The 14,806-nt window shown below is 68.3% G+C and carries 12 protein-coding genes; 3 read left to right on the forward strand and 9 right to left on the reverse strand.

Features of this window, described 5'->3' with window-relative positions:
- The 6 genes from HOP12_12750 to HOP12_12775 form a co-directional block, all read right to left on the reverse strand.
- A partial coding sequence (locus tag HOP12_12750) for a 4Fe-4S dicluster domain-containing protein (protein ID NOT35016.1) occupies positions 1 to 709 on the reverse strand: 709 nt, incomplete at its 3' end.
- Entirely contained in the window at positions 706 to 1,077 is a 372-nt protein-coding gene (locus tag HOP12_12755) for a hypothetical protein (protein NOT35017.1), read from the reverse strand. The genes HOP12_12750 and HOP12_12755, both read right to left, overlap by 4 nt.
- Positions 1,078 to 1,081: 4 nt before the next feature.
- Entirely contained in the window at positions 1,082 to 2,110 is a 1,029-nt protein-coding gene (locus tag HOP12_12760) for a zinc-binding dehydrogenase (protein NOT35018.1), read from the reverse strand.
- A 36-nt stretch (positions 2,111 to 2,146) separates the two neighbouring features.
- Positions 2,147 to 2,548 carry a response regulator gene (locus HOP12_12765; GenBank protein ID NOT35019.1) on the reverse strand — a complete coding sequence of 134 codons (402 nt, stop codon included), beginning with the start codon at positions 2,546 to 2,548 and terminating at the stop codon, positions 2,147 to 2,149.
- Entirely contained in the window at positions 2,545 to 4,980 is a 2,436-nt protein-coding gene (locus HOP12_12770) for a response regulator (protein ID NOT35020.1), read from the reverse strand. Before HOP12_12770 ends, HOP12_12765 begins: the two co-directional genes overlap by 4 nt.
- 225 nt (positions 4,981 to 5,205) lie before the next feature.
- A complete protein-coding gene (locus tag HOP12_12775; GenBank protein ID NOT35021.1) occupies positions 5,206 to 6,057 on the reverse strand; it encodes a ParB N-terminal domain-containing protein in 852 nt (283 codons plus the stop codon).
- A gap of 262 nt (positions 6,058 to 6,319) precedes the next feature.
- On the opposite strand from HOP12_12775, the gene HOP12_12780 reads away from it, so the two are divergent.
- A complete protein-coding gene (locus HOP12_12780; GenBank protein ID NOT35022.1) occupies positions 6,320 to 7,147 on the forward strand; it encodes a hypothetical protein in 828 nt (275 codons plus the stop codon).
- A gap of 131 nt (positions 7,148 to 7,278) precedes the next feature.
- Positions 7,279 to 10,374, forward strand: coding sequence for a glycosyl hydrolase (locus tag HOP12_12785; GenBank protein ID NOT35023.1), 3,096 nt, complete (start codon positions 7,279 to 7,281; stop codon positions 10,372 to 10,374).
- Here HOP12_12785 and HOP12_12790 read toward each other — a convergent pair.
- Positions 10,371 to 11,312, reverse strand: a complete 942-nt coding sequence (locus HOP12_12790; GenBank protein ID NOT35024.1) for a DUF4349 domain-containing protein — start codon at positions 11,310 to 11,312, stop codon at positions 10,371 to 10,373. The two genes, HOP12_12785 and HOP12_12790, sit on opposite strands and share 4 nt — an antisense overlap.
- 73 nt (positions 11,313 to 11,385) lie before the next feature.
- On the reverse strand, positions 11,386 to 13,119 hold the full coding sequence (locus tag HOP12_12795) for a L,D-transpeptidase family protein (GenBank protein ID NOT35025.1): 1,734 nt from the start codon (positions 13,117 to 13,119) through the stop codon (positions 11,386 to 11,388).
- A gap of 348 nt (positions 13,120 to 13,467) precedes the next feature.
- On the opposite strand from HOP12_12795, the gene HOP12_12800 reads away from it, so the two are divergent.
- Positions 13,468 to 14,127 carry a hypothetical protein gene (locus tag HOP12_12800; protein ID NOT35026.1) on the forward strand — a complete coding sequence of 220 codons (660 nt, stop codon included), beginning with the start codon at positions 13,468 to 13,470 and terminating at the stop codon, positions 14,125 to 14,127.
- On the opposite strand, the gene HOP12_12805 is transcribed toward HOP12_12800, so the two are convergent.
- On the reverse strand, positions 14,060 to 14,806 hold a 747-nt coding region (locus HOP12_12805), incomplete at its 5' end, for a hypothetical protein (protein ID NOT35027.1). The genes HOP12_12800 and HOP12_12805 overlap by 68 nt on opposite strands.

The raw sequence follows: 14,806 nt of genomic DNA on the forward strand, positions 1-14,806 counted from the left end.
GCCGTACCGTGTCCTGGCTCGTGAGCGAGAAGAACGTGTCCATCACGCAGGTCTTGAAGTAGGCGACGTGCATCCGCGCGGTGCCGGCGGGGTGAAAGACCAGCGCATCGTCGCGACGCTCCATGCGGGCGCGGGCCGACAGCCGCGCTTCGACGCGCGCCAGCCGGCGTTCGGCGCGCGGTGCGATCGCAGGCGTCATGTCGAAGCCCTGCGTGGCGAAGCGCGGCAGGACTCGACGCGCCAGTGGCGAGCGCATCAGGGCGGCGAACGGGGCGCGCTGGCCGATGCGCAACGCCTCGGCCACCCAGATCATGCGGCCGCGATGCGGCAGCAGCTGCTCGAGCGCCAGGCGCCCGAGCCATCGCAGCGGACCGATGCGGCGCGCGCGCCGTTCGAGCTGCCCGCGCGTCTGCTCGAGCAGATGACCGTACGGCACGCCGGCCGGGCACACGGTTTCGCACGCGCGACAATCGAGGCACTGGTCGAGGTGATGCAGCACCTGGTCGTCGGGCTCGATCGTGCCCTCGGCGAGACCGCGCATCAGGTAGAGGCGCCCGCGCGGCGAGTCGGGCTCGAGCTTGAGCGTGCGATAGGTGGGGCATGCGGTGAGGCATAGCCCGCAATGAATGCAGGTCTCGAGGTCGCGCCGCTGCGGTGCGTCATGGGTGTCGAACCACGACACGTTCGGGCCGGCCGGTGCGGAAGTCACTCATTGCCTCCGGCACGGTCTTCGAGATGGAAGCGATGCAGGAAGCGATGAACGATCGGCGCGAACAGCAGGCCGACGCTGGTGAGCAGCGTCACACCGCTGTAGAGCGCGTAGATCGAAGCGAACCACTTGCCACCGGTGGTGTGCACCGGATCCACCGGGCCCATGCCGCCGAGGATCATCGAGGCGTTGACGAGCGCATCGAGCCAGCTGAAGTGCGCGAGCCAGTGGTAGCCGGCGACGCCGATCAGCAGCGACACTCCGATCACGCTCACGGCGAGCAGCGAGAACCGCAGCAGCCGGCTGCGGAACTTGCGCGCCGGGGCGAGCGGCTTGTGACGGGGCTCGAGTGCCAGCGCGCGTTTCATGGCGTCACGGCACCAGCACGAGCTTGCCGAAGTGAGCACCCGACTCGAGGCGTTCGTGCGCGGCACGCAACTGAGAGAGCGGCAGCACCGAATCGAGCACCGGCTTCAAGCGTCCGCTGCTCACGAATTCGAGTACCTCGGCGAGTTCTCCGCGACTGCCCATCCACGACCCGAGCAGCGACAGGTGGCGGCCGAACAGCACGTTGATGTCGAGCTTGACCTGGCTGCCGATCGTGGCACCGCAGGTGACCAGCCGACCATTGCGCGCGAGTGAGGCGACGCAGCTCTCGAACACTTTGCCTCCGACGTGCTCGAACACCACCTCGACCCCCTTCTTCGCAGTCAGGCGTCGCACTTCCGCGGCGATGTCGGTCCGCGAGTGATCGATCAGGTCATCGGCGCCGAGCGCTCGTGCGCGCTCGAGCTTGGCGGCGCTCCCGGCCGTCGCGATCACACGCGCACCGAGCAGCTTCGCGACCTGCACCGCGGCGCTGCCGACACCGCTGCTCGCACCGATCACGAGGCAATCCTCCCCGGCTCGCAGCCGGGCGCGCCCGTTCAGCATGTGCCACGCGGTCACCAGCACCACCGGAAGCGTCGCCGCCTCTTCCCAGCTCAGGTTCGAAGGACACGGCAGTGCGTTGCGGGCCGGGATCACACACTGCTCCGCGAAGCCTCCGTTGCGGCGGCGTCCGATCAGGTCGTAGTGCCGGCACTGATGGTCGGCGCCCGAGGCGCAGGCATCGCAGCGGCCGCACGAGATCACCGCGTGGGCGAGCACTCGATCGCCGGTCTTCACGCTCGTCACCGCCGCGCCGACCTCGAGCGCCTCGCCGACCACGTCGCAGCCGCCCACGTGCGGAAGCTCGATCTCGAGCCCGAGCGTGCCCTGCCGAATCCACAGGTCGAGATGATTGAGACCGCACGCGCGCACCGCGAGCCGCACCTCGTCCGGGCCGCAGCGAGGTTCCGGCAGCTCGATGAGTTCGAGGACTTCGGGGCCCCCGTGACGGGTGAACGCAGCGGCTTTCATGTCGTCGCGCAGGTTAGAGCGTCGTCGCGGACGACGCTAGGCGGCGCGCGCCATCCAGTGCCGGATGCGCTCGACGAATCGCGCCACGTCGGCGATCGGCTTGGAGACGTACTCGTTCGCACCGCTCTCCTCGAGCAGCCGCTCGGCGTCGCCGTGCATCGCGTGCGCGGTCGCCAGCACGATCGGAATTGCGGCCGTGTCGGGATTCGAGCGCAGCAGGCGGCACAACTGGATGCCGCTCACCGGCGAACCCTCGAAAGTCCACTGCTCGAGCGAAACGTCCATGAGCACCACGCCGACGTCGCCGTTCGCGCAGGCCTCGAACAGGTCCTCGGGGCGCTGCGCGATCAGGACTTCGCAGCCCAGCTTGCGCGACAGCAGGCGCTCGAAGAAGTCGGCGTTGTTGCGATCATCCTCGACCACCACGATCCGGTTCATGCGGCCTTCCGGAGGGCGATCAGGTCGTCGAGCGTATGGCCGGTGCGCTGCGCGGCGCGCGCGAGAATCTCGGCCAGCAACGAAGGCTGGCGCTGGATGTCGCCCTTGGCGAGCACGTCGATCACCGCGCCGCGCGCCAGTGCTTCGCGTTCGGCCGGCGAGCCGGCGTCGAGCGCGTTCGAGAACACCACGACCGGCGGCGCGGGGGTGCCGCGGCGCAACGCCAGGGCGCGCAGCACGTCGTAGCCGCTCATCTCCGGCATCATCAGATCGAGCAGCAGCAGGTCGTAGGCGTTCGGATTCTCGGCCAGTGCCTGCAGGCATTCGCGACCGTTCGAGACCACCTGCAGGTGGAAGCGCTCGATCGGCAGCGCGCGGTGCACGAACGCCGAGATGGCGGGATCGTCGTCGGCCAGCAGCACCCGCAGCGGGCGGCCCTCGGCCGGCGGCAGCAGCTCGTCGACGCGATCGAGCAGCCCGTCCTGGCTGAACGGTTTCGGCAGTAGCGCGATCGAGCCCGGCGTCGCCCACTTGCGCACCCGTGGCTCCAGCTCCTGAGCGAACGCGGTCAGGAACACGATCGGCGTGCGCGCGAAGCCGGTGTCGCTTCCGATGCGCTCGGCCAGGTCCCACCCGGTGTGCAGGTCGGCGTCGGGGGCGCAGTCGAGCGCGTAGTCGAGGACCACGAGGTCGGGCCGGTGCTTGAGCATCGCCGACCACCCGGCGTTCGCGGTGCGCGCCTCGAGCGTGCGGTAACCGCGCCGATGCAGCACGCGCCGCGACCACTCGCGCGCATCGCGGTCGTCGTCGACGATCAGCACCAGGGGTCCGCCGGCCGGACCCTGTACCTGCGCGAGCGCGGGTGAGTCCTGGTCGTCTTCGTCGGTGCGCGGCACCTGAAGCGCGAAGCCGACGCGCGTCCCCTGCCCGATGCCCTGACTCTCGATCCAGATCACCCCACCCATCAGCTCGATCAAGTCGCGGCTGATGGTGAGACCGATTCCGGTGCCGCCGTGAGCCCGCGTGGTGCTGCCGTCGGCCTGGGTGAACTTGTCGAACACGATTCCGAGCTTCTCGGGATCGATTCCGAGCCCGGTGTCGATCACCTCGAAGCGCGCGTGTCCCTCCTCGATCTGAGGCGAGACCTTGACCCGCACCGAGCCGCTGGACGTGAACTTGATGGCGTTGCCGATCAGGTTGACGAGCACCTGCCGCAGCCGCGTCGGATCGCCCGTGACGCGGGCCACCGTGCGTGGCACCGGTTCGAAGGCCAGCTCGATGCCCTTGCGCTCGGCGAGCACGTGCGTCTCCAGGTAGACGCGATCGAGCAACTCGCGCACGTCCACCACGCGGCGTTCGATCGCCATGCGCCCGGCCTCGATCTTCGCCAGATCGAGCACGTCGTTGATGAGCGTGAGGAGCGTCTCCGAACACGTGAGCGCGCGCCGCAACAAATCGTCGCGTTCCTGCGGCGAATCGCACAGGCCTTCGAGCACCAGATTGAGGAATCCGATCACGCCGGTCAGCGGGGTGCGCAGCTCATGTGACGCATTCGCCAGGAACTCGCTCTTGGCGCGGTTCGCGGACTCGGCGGCCTCCTGCGCGGCGCGCGAGCGCTCCTGCAGCTGGCGGTCCTCGTGCCGACGGGCGCGCAGCTCCGCCATCATGATGTTGAATGAGCCGCACAACGCTCCGAGTTCGTCCGCCGTGTTCACCGCGACCGGGGTCGACAGATCGCCGGCCGCGACGCGCTCCGCGCCGTGCTCGAGTTCACGCACGGGTGCGAGGATCCAGAATCCGAGCAGTACGGCGGTCGCGAACAGGATGAGCGCGAACGCGATCGCGCCGATCGCGAGCGAGCTGTAGAGCACCGCGGTCTGGTGGCGCTGGTGATCGATCTCGGTCCCAAGGTCGCGCTCCTGGGCGCGAACGAATGAGACGATGCGCGCGGTCAACGAGCCGTCGTTGGTCTGGTCGAGGCGCTGCTCGATCAGGTCGCTCGCTTCGTTCACCCGCCCGCGCTCGCCGAGCATGCGGACGCGCCGTCCGATCGCGCGAAACTCCTCGTAGCTGCGGCTCACCGCCTGCTGGTCGGCCAGCATCTGCGTGTGCCCGTGAGCGTCCGGACTGGTCGCGGTCGCGTTCGCCCACTCGGACAGAATCACGCGCGCTTCAGCGTGGAGCTGTTCGAGCTCGTCGTGCGGTTCGCTTCGTACCACCGCGACGTCGACGTACTCCTTGACCTGCGCACTCACGTTGTTCGCGAGTCGCTCCGCCAGCAGTGTGCAGCGCAGATGCGATTCGAGCGCGTCGTACTCGATGCGGGCGCGACGATGCAGGCCGGCCACCAGCGGAATGGCGATCAGCACCGTCAGGATCGCGACGCCGGCCAGCAGCGCGAGCCGTGTTCGCAGCGAGATGCGGCCTACCACGCGCGTCTCTCGAGCGGCGTGGCGGGCGCGAGCGCTGAACCCGCCCGCTCCATGGGCATGGCGTTCTCCGGCCGTGAGGCGTTGGGGGAGGGGCCGAGGGCGACCCCGAACTCGGCGACGTCCGCACAGGTATCGGAAGCCGGGACGAGCCGCTTGAGGCGCGCGATCGGGCGCGATCGGGGGTCGCCACCGGAGGCCACGACCGGGGGACCCTGGGCCTGGCCGCTACTCGTCGAAAACGACCGTGCTTTCCTGGTAGAAGCGCACCCGGCGCTGGATGACCTTTTCCTGCAGCCAGCTCGCCAGCCACTGGTCCTTCTCGGCCAGCGAACGATTCTCATCGGCGAGACGATCGAGCGGCACGTTGAGCCGCAGTGCGCGCCACGGGATCAGGTGGCGCGTGATGCCGGCCGGCAGGCGCGCCCCGTCGGTGGCCAGCTCGAGGATCTCGGCCTTTTCGAACGACGGGAACACCACCAGCGCCGACGCCTCGGGAAAGCGCTTGCGCGCACCTGCGAGCGTGTCGCCGGTGACCCGATGGAAGCGCGCCCGGCCGCGATACAGATCCACCACCGAATTGAGGAGCTCGGTTCGCTCGTGCAGCGAGCCGCCCCCCTGCAGCACCAGCGTCTCGTGGTCGGCGTCGAACAGCGCGATCGCTTCGCGGCGCGCGAGCAGCGCATGAGCGTGCAGCGGAGTTTCCGCGCTCACCGACAGGCCCGGCACCTGGTCGAGCAGCTGACGAATGCGTTCGGCCTCGACGCCGACCAGTGCGTGATGCCAGGTCGAGAGCTCGAGCGATTCGTCGTCGTAGTCGACTACCTGGACTACCAGATGAGGCAGTGCCGCCACGCGCGCCGCGGTGGTGCGATTCGCACCGTCGAGCACCACGAAGCGCGAGCCACCCGCATCGAGCGGTGACACGATCGGTGGATTCTTGAGCACGCCCTGCTCGCGCATGCGCTGGATGAGCGGCTGCGCGCGCTGCTCATCGTGCTTTTCGTGCGGTACCAGCGCGTCGACCGGAACGAACCGCAGCTGCGGCAGCTCGAACTCACCGTGGGGAGTGGGATTCATGGCGGCGCACTCTACCAAAGCACGGCGACGGAGCCGATCCAGGGAGGGGCCCCGGAGCACGCCGCACTGGTCGGCCCGAAACCCGCGCCGGTCGGGCCGCGAGCCGGGGGCTTGCACGACATCGGCCCGCATGGGAAACCTTCCGGCATCCCATGCCGTCATGACGGCACGAGTTCGCACCGCAACGGGGCTGGTGGAGCCCCGTCATGCTCCCCGCCGACATCCCGGGCGACCACCGCCCTTCCTCCAGGAGGCATCCTCGATGTTTCGTCGTCTCATCCTCGCGGCGATCCTGCTCACCGGTTTCTCCGCGATCGCATCCGCGCAGACGCTCGACGAAGTTCTCGACCAGCACTTCAAGGCGATGGGCGGCCTCGACAAGCTGCGCGCCGTCAAGAGCATGAAGGTCACCGGCAAGATGGTGATGGGCGGTGCGATGGAAGCGCCGTTCACGGTGTATCGCGCGCGTCCGAACCATCAGCGCGTCGAATTCACGTTCCAGGGCATGACCGGCATTCAGGCGTTCGACGGCACCAAGGGCCAGGCGTGGATGGTCATGCCGTTCATGGGCAAGAAGGATCCCGAAGTGATGCCGGCCGAAGAGAGCAAGATGATGAGCGAGGAAGCCGACTTCGACGGCGTGCTCGTGGATTGGAAGGACAAGGGTCACAAGGTCGAGTACGCGGGCAAGGAGCAGGTCGAGGGCGCCGACTGCTACAAGCTCAAGGTCACGCTCAAGAGCGGCGAGCCGCGCGTGATCTTCCTCGACTCCGAGTCGGGCCTCGAGGTGAAGCGCGAGGGCAAGCGCACCATCCGTGGTACCGAGATGGAGTTCGAATCGATCAGCGGTGACTACAAGGAGTTCGACGGCCTGGTGTACGCGACGGTCGTGGCGCAGGGCGCCAAGGGCAGCCCGGCCGAGCAGCACCAGAAGATGGTGATGGAGAAGTTCGAAATGAACGCCGCGGTGCCGGACTCGCTGTTCGCGGTGCCGAAGAACGCGGTGGTCGCCAAGGCTCCCGAAGCGGCCAAGACCGCCGAGGCGCCGAAGGCCGCGGACAAGACCGAGAAGAAGGCCGAAAAGAAGTAGTGGAGCCCGGGCCGGCGCCGCGCTCACGCGCGGCGCCGCGCCCGCGGTCGCCGTCCCCGCGGCGAACAGACCGCCGCACCCGGCGACGCCCCGAACACCCGCGCGTCCCGTCACCCCCCACCGAGGTCCCCATGAAAAGATTCGCTCCGCTGGCGGCGGCGCTGGTCGTGCTCGCCGCGTTCGCGTTCGCGTCTCCACCCCGCGCATCGGCGCAGGGCGTGAAGATCGACTCCGAGACCTTTGCCGGGCTCGAGCCGCGCGCAATCGGTCCGGCCGTGATGTCGGGCCGCATCGCGTGCCTCGATGCCGTACAGGAAGAGAAGCTCACGATCTGGGTCGGCGCCGCGAGCGGCGGAGTGTGGAAGTCGATGGACGGCGGCACTTCGTTCAAGCCGGTGTTCGACAAGTACATCCAGTCGATCGGCGACCTACGCATCGATCCGCAGAACTCGAAGACGGTGTGGGTCGGAACCGGCGAGCCGTGGGTGCGCAACAGCACCTCGATCGGCGAAGGCGTGTTCCGCACCACCAACGGCGGCGACGACTGGGAGAAGCTGGGGCTCGAGAAGACCGAGCGCATCGCGAAGATCTGCATCGATCCCAAGAACTCGGACCGCGTGTTCGTCGCCGCACTCGGCGCGCTGTGGGGGCCGAGCGCCGATCGCGGCGTCTATCGCACGCTCGACGGCGGCAAGAGCTGGGAGAAGGTGCTGTTCGTCGACGACAACACCGGCGCGGCCGACCTCGCCATGGATCCCTCGGATCCGAACACGCTCTACGCCTCGATGTGGCAGTTCCGTCGCACCGGCTGGTCGTTCGTTTCGGGCGGCCCCGGGAGCGCCTTCTTCAAGACCACCGACGGCGGCAAGACCTGGACGAAGCTCACGAAGGATCTGCCGGCCGGCACGCTGGGGCGCATCGCGGTCGAGATCTCGCCGGCGATGCCGAACCGCGTGTACGCGGTGGTCGAAGCCAAGGAGAGTGCGCTCTACCGTTCCGACGACAAGGGTGCTTCGTGGACCAAGATGAGCACCAGCTTCAATCTGGTCGGGCGGCCGTTCTACTTCGCGCGCTTCGTGTGCCACCCGACCGATCCGAACAAGGCGTACAAGCCCGGCTTCGGACTTTCGATGACCGAGGACGGTGGAGGCACCTGGGCCGGCATCGCAGGCAGCCCGCACGGTGACCATCACGCCACCTGGATCAACCCCAAGCGCCCCGCGCAGATTCTGGTCGGCACCGACGGCGGACTCTACATTTCCGAAGACAACGGCATGGCGTTCCGATTCGTGGGCCAGCTGCCGCTCGGGCAGTTCTACCACGTGAGTGTCGACTCGCGGTTCCCCTACCACGTGTACGGCGGGCTGCAGGACAACGGCACCTGGACCGGTCCCTCGCACAACAGCAGCGGGATCGGACTGACGCACTGGAAGAACATCGGATTCGGCGACGGATTCGCCGCATTCGTCGAACCTTCCGACGAAGACTACGTCTACAGCGAGATGCAGGGCGGCATCGTGTGGCGCCGCAACCTCACGACCGGCGAGCAGAAGACCATCAAGCCGTTCGAGCGCATCGGCGATCCCAAGCTGCGCTTCAACTGGAACACGCCGCTGCACGTGGGTGAGAAGTCGCGTGCGTTCTATCAGGGCTCGCAGTTCCTCTACCGCACCCGAGATCGTGGCGAGCACTGGGAGCGGCTGGGCGGGGACCTGACCACGAACGATCCGGTCAAGCAGCAGCAGGAATTGTCGGGCGGCGTTTCGGTCGACAACTCGAGCGCCGAGAATCACTGCACGATCTACACCATCTGCGAGTCACCGCTCAATGCGGATCTGATCTGGGTCGGCACCGACGACGGCAACCTTCAGATCACGCGAGACGGTGGCAAGAGCTGGACGAACGTGGCGAAGAACATCACCGGACTGCCCGCGAACTCGTGGGTCTCGTGCGTGGATGCCAGCCGCTTCGCCGAGGGCACCGCCTACGCGACGTTCGATCGTCACACCATGAGCGACATGAAGACGTACGTTTACAAGACCGTCGACTTTGGGAAGACCTGGACCTCGCTCGCAACTCCGGAACTCAAGTGGTTCGCGCACGTGATCAAGCAGGATCGGGTGAATCCGAGCCTGCTGTTCCTCGGCACCGAGTACGGGCTCTACGTGTCGCTCGACGACGGCAAGCAGTGGGGTCAGCTCACGCCCGGGCTGCCGAACGTGCCGGTGCGCGATCTCGCCATTCACCCGCGCGAAGGCGACCTCGTGATCGCGACGCACGGCCGTGCGCTCTACGTGCTCGACGACCTGTCGCCGCTGCGCTCGCTCGATCCCGCGACGCTCGACAAGGACGTGGCGTTCCTGCCCGCGCGCCCGGCGGTGGTGTACATCCCGAACGCCGAACAGCGCTTCGACAGCGAAGAGAACTTCGTGGGGCGTGGCTATCACGAGAGCGCCTCGATCAACTACTACCTCAAGAAGCGGCACATGATCGGCGACCTGAAGGTCGAGGTCTACGACGCTCAGGGCAAGCTCATCCAGTCGATCAACGGTGGCAAGCGGCGCGGCATCAACCGGGTGACCTGGTCGATGCGCATGAAGCCGCCCAAGTCGCCGCCTGCCGCCCAGCTGATCCGCGATCAAGGTGCGTTCATGGGCCCGCGGGTGCCGTTCGGCGACTACTCGGTGAAGCTCATCAAGGGCAAGGAGACGCTCGAGTCGAAGCTCACCCTGGCGGGTGATCCACGTTCCAAATACTCGACCGAGGACCGTGCGATCCAGAATCGCACCGTGATGCAGCTCTACGGCATGCTCGCGGACCTGACCTATCTCACCGAGGTCGTGATCGACGTGCGCAAGCAGGCCGGCGAGCGCCTCGCGAAACTCGGGCCGAAGGATCCGGCGCGCAAGGCGCTGCAGCCGTGGCTCGATCGCGTCGACGCGTTCCGCAACTCGATGTCGGCGACGCGCGAAGGGGCGATCACCGGCGAGGAGCAGCTGCGCGAGAAACTCGGGCTGCTGTATGGAGCCGTAAACTTCCACGATGGTCGCCCGACCGGCGCGCAGATCGACAATCTGAAGCTGATGGAGCAGGAGCTGGCGGCGGCGCAGGCGAAGCAGCGTGCGCTGACCGAGAAGGAGCTGCTCTCGGTCAACGCCACGCTCGTCAAGTCCAAGCTCGAGCCGATCGCGGCGCTGAGCCGCGAGGTGTGGGAGAAGAAGGACTAAGCGGTCGGAGCGGGTCCCGCGACACGCGGGGCCCGCTTGCGGCTGCCGCGCACGATCAGCCACAGCGGCAGCCCGATCAGCAGCGCGAGCGGCGCCAGCACCACGGCCGCCCAGATGCCGAGATCGGCGAGCGTGCGCAGCGCCGCCAGCAAGGTGCCGAAGCTCGCGCGAGCGGTGACGAACGGACGCCACGATTCCTTCGCGAGCGGCCGGATCGCCGGATCGGGAATCAGCGCGAGCTGAACGGTCGCGAGCTCGGCGAGCTGGCCGAGCGATTGAAGCTGGCCCTGGATCTGCTCGATCTGGGTTCGAATTCCTGTCAGCTCGCGATGAATCGCCATCACGTCGGCGACCTTGTGGCCGCGTCCGCGCGACTCGGCGAGCAGGTTGCGCAGCTCGACCTCGGTCGCGCGCAGCGTGCGCAAGTGCGCTTCGAGCTCTACGAACGGGTCGGTCACGTCCTGCGTCGACTGGCTCTCGCGTTCGACCCGCAATGCGAGCCCGCGCAGCTGCGCGACCAGTGCGTCGAGTCGTGCGACCGGAACGCGCAGCGTGAGCGAGCCGAACGGCAGGCCGTTCTGACGCCCCACGTTCGCGGCGGCGACAAAGCCCTGCATGGCGGCGGCGAGGCGTTCGACCTCGGCGCGCGTGCTGTCGAGATTCGCGACCACCAGCGTGAGATCGGCGCTGCGAATCAGCCGGCGGCCGACCGCCAGCGAGACCGGACTCGCGCTTGCGGCTCCGCCCATGACCTGGTTCGCCACCGCGTCCATCGCGGTGCTGCGGGACAGCGCTTCCTCGGCGACCGGTGCGGCGGCGCGATCGCCCGCGCATCCGGCGGCGAGCAGCAGGGCGGCGAGGAGCGCGACGAGCGGGAGCAGGGTGCGGCGCGAGAGAACAATGCCGCGGCGCGGCGGGAGCGGAAGTGCGACCGACATGGGAATCCTCCGACGAGTTCGGGTGGACGGCCGGTCAACCGGCGGGCCCTTCCGATACGCGGCGGAGCGGCGGCTATTCCCGCTTCGCGATCACGAGGCGCTCGAGCGGCCGGCCGACCCGCCGGGCATGAAGCGAGTCGTAGCCATAGACATCGCGCCGGAACTGCAGTTCACCCGCGGGATCGATCCAGGCCGTCCGATAAGCGAAGAACACCGGCACGCGTTTCGGCAGCATCACGACCTTGTCGTGGCTCGTGTCCATGGCGGCAGCCACCAGCAGGCTGTCCCACGGCTCCCTCGAATTGCGCAATAGCCACAGAGCGAAATCGCTCGGACGCTCGAGGCGCACGCAGCCGTGGCTGGCGCGCCGGTCGGCGCGCGTGAAGGTGCCGCGCGTCGGGGTGTCGTGCAGGTAGATGTCCCACGGATTCGGGCACATGAACTTGACCCGACCGAGCGGGTTCGCGATGCCCGGCTCCTGCCGCACGAAGATCGGAATGCTGTCGGCCTGCAGCTTCTTCCAGTTGATCGAGTCGGGGCGCAGCTCGCCGCTGCGCGGGTCCGCCCGCAGGTAGACCTTCATGAAGTGTTTCTCGATGTAGGACTTGTCGCGGATCATCGCCGGGATCACCTCGTTGCGGATGATGCTCATCGGCAATCGCCAGCTGGGGCCGAAGATGATGTGGCTCAGCGTGTCTTCGAAGATCGGCGTGCGGGTGGTGTCGAAGCCGACCACCGCGCGGATCGTGCGGGCGAGCGTGTCGCCGTCCCACAGATGGACCGCGTACTCGGGCAGATTGACCTGCACGTGGCGTGCGGCGACAGCGTCGCGCGCCCAGCGCAGGCGCTCGAGATTGATCTCGATGCGCGCGATGCGATCCTCGATCGGCAGGTTCAGCTCGCGTCGAGCGGCCACGCCGATCTCGCCGTCGGCCTGCAGGCCGACGCGGCGCTGAAATGCGCGCACCGCGGCCGCCAGCCGCTTGTCGTAGCGCATGTCCGCGGAATCGCCGAGAGCACTCGAGCCCTCGGGTGCCAGACGCGCGCGCAATTCCGGCACGCGCGGATCGCTGGCGCCGGGCTTGAGCAGCTCACCCGCCGAGATACGCGGCCAGCCGCCCGCCGCTTCGAGCCACCGCAGACTCGCGAGTGCCTCGCGGAGCTGCGCGTATTCGGGAGTGACCGGATCCAGCGAATCGAGTGCGGCCGCGACCTGCTTGTGAGCGATCGCACGCTCGAGTTGCGGGACCAGGTCGAGGTCCCGCCAGCGCGGGGAGTGCCAGTTCGGAGCGAAGGTCGCGGGGTCGAAGCGCCCGCGCAGCCGGTCGTTCGCGAACGCCAGATAGGCGCGCGTCAGCTTGCGATCGAGAGCCGCTCGCATCGCCGGCCGGCCGGCACCGGTCGCATGATGGCCGGCGGCGCGGACCGACTGCAGGAGCGAATCGAGCGCGCCGGTTTCGTAGTCGGTGGGATCGAGGCCGTGCGTCGCGGCGGTTTGCAGAGCGCCGACCAGCTCGCCCGCGATCGAAGTCGGCTGGCCGCGGCTCAGCCACGCCGGGCGCCCGTCTCGCGCGGCGTAGAAGCGCACCGCCTGAGACGTGATCGAGGTGCTGTCGGTGTCGCGAGCGCGATCCCGCTCGAGCAGGGCCTCGAGCGACGCACGCACTTCGCCCTCGTCGAGCCGCGGCTCGGGCGGCGGCTTTTCGACTGCGGGTCCGCAGCTGGTGGCGCCGAGCATCAGCAGCACCGCGACGGCTCCGCCCCAGCGCACCATGCGCGCGAGCTTGGAGAGTTCGGTTGAGTTCACGGGCGGGTCGACCGGCTGGGGGCGAATCAGGAGTGGGAAGACCTCGAAGGGGATGCGGACGCGGTCGGACCGCGCGAAAGGTACCGTTCGCGCGCGCCGTCGCCAAACGACGAAAACCCGGGTGACGAAAATCCGTTTCACGCGTCGAATCAGACATCGGATCCGCCGTGCGATTTGGAACTCTCGTACGTTTGTTTTCTGTAACCGCTTTCAGGTGATTCACGGCCGTGTCACATCGCAGTCACATGACTCTCACAGGTGACGAATAGTCTTGCGCTACCTGCTCCGGGGGCCGAAACTGCGGCTCCTCTGCAATTCGTTGGAATCTCCTGACCGAAAGTCCCCCGCGTGAGTTACGTGATCTGGATCATTGCCGGCGCCGTGGCGCTGATGGTGCTGCTGGCGCTGGTGCGGCGGCTCGGACGCACTGCGGCGACGCGCCAGCAGGTGCTCGAAGAAGTGCGGCGCATGTTGCGCGGCGGCCTGGTCGAGAACACGCCGGGTCGCGGTCCGCAGGCGCGCGGCCGTCTGGGCCAGCTCGAGATCACGGTCGACATGCACCAGGACGCCAAGCGCACGCGGCAGTCGCCGATGTGGCGCGTGCTCGCGGTGGGCCCGGTGCGAATCGAGTCGCCGCTCGAAGTGCGCGTCGACGGGTGGCAGGGCTGGATCGATCCGTGGATGCAGCTCGCCGAGACGCGTGGCATTTCCTCGGGAGTCGGTCCGACGCTCGAGCTTCATGGTGATCACTTGCCGGAATTGTCACACCCCGTGCTGATGGCGTTGCGGCGCCAGGGACCGGCGCTCGGCCGCGGAGCGCTCTACGCGCGCCCCGATCTGATGCGCGCCGAAATCCGCTGCGGCTCGCGTCCCGAGGAGAATCGCCCGCTGTTCGCCTACTTGCAGGCGATGGCCGAGGTCTCGGAGAGCACCGTCAACCTCACGCTCGGCGATCGGCTTCAGCGCCTGCCACGGATTCGAGTGGAGAGCGCGACCCCGGAGCGCTGAGTCCTACCCAGGCGTCGCCGTATCCAAACGTGCCGAGCGGATCGAGAGCCGTTCGGATGCGGCCTCGGAGGCTCGCGAGCGCGACGCCCTGAACGCGCGCACGCGAACTGCCGGGCCCACCCGCCGCGAGCCTGAAGCCCGCGGCGTCGAGCGCTGCGAGCTGCGCCCCGTCTTCCTCGGCATCCGGAAGCAACGTTCCATCGAGCACCAGCCGGCCGTGCGCCGTATGGAACACCAGTGTCTCCGCGAGCGGAGCGTCGAGCCACGGCGCGAGCGCCGTGGGCGCGCGATGCGGCGAAACGAATTCCCGTTGATCGCGCGCTCCGTTCGCGAGGTCGCCGACTCGGTCCGACCACGCGAGCGCTGAGCCGGCCTCGAGCTTCACGTCCGGTGCGCCGAACGCATCGCGAAGGCGCTGCTCCTGAGCGGCGACCCATGGCGCATCAGACTCGAGCCCGATCGCGAGCAGAAACGATCGCCCACCCGCCGGCTCGCCGACCGCGGCGGCGCTTCGCAGCGTCGTCGCATGCGCGGGACCGAGCACCACGGACCCCGCCGGCTCGAGTCGCGGCAGCGCGGCCCAGCGACGGGCGTCGGCGAGCACCGCGCCGTCGAGCGAGAACCCGAGCGCCACGCGCGTGGTGGGGGCGGGCAGCAGTTTGAGACTCACTTCGACCAG

It is taken from the genome of Candidatus Eisenbacteria bacterium (assembly GCA_013140805.1).
Taxonomy (GTDB): Bacteria; Eisenbacteria; RBG-16-71-46; order RBG-16-71-46; family RBG-16-71-46; genus JABFRW01.

What these genes read in the sequence shown, in the direction of transcription:
- HOP12_12755 (NOT35017.1), bottom strand. Translation starts at nt 1,077, where the DNA reads ATGAAACGCGCGCTGGCACTCGAGCCCCGTCACAAGCCGCTCGCCCCG.
- HOP12_12760 (NOT35018.1), bottom strand. Translation starts at nt 2,110, where the DNA reads ATGAAAGCCGCTGCGTTCACCCGTCACGGGGGCCCCGAAGTCCTCGAA.
- HOP12_12765 (NOT35019.1), bottom strand. Translation starts at nt 2,548, where the DNA reads ATGAACCGGATCGTGGTGGTCGAGGATGATCGCAACAACGCCGACTTC.
- HOP12_12775 (NOT35021.1), bottom strand. Translation starts at nt 6,057, where the DNA reads ATGAATCCCACTCCCCACGGTGAGTTCGAGCTGCCGCAGCTGCGGTTC.
- HOP12_12780 (NOT35022.1), top strand. Translation starts at nt 6,320, where the DNA reads ATGTTTCGTCGTCTCATCCTCGCGGCGATCCTGCTCACCGGTTTCTCC.
- HOP12_12785 (NOT35023.1), top strand. Translation starts at nt 7,279, where the DNA reads ATGAAAAGATTCGCTCCGCTGGCGGCGGCGCTGGTCGTGCTCGCCGCG.
- HOP12_12790 (NOT35024.1), bottom strand. Translation starts at nt 11,312, where the DNA reads ATGTCGGTCGCACTTCCGCTCCCGCCGCGCCGCGGCATTGTTCTCTCG.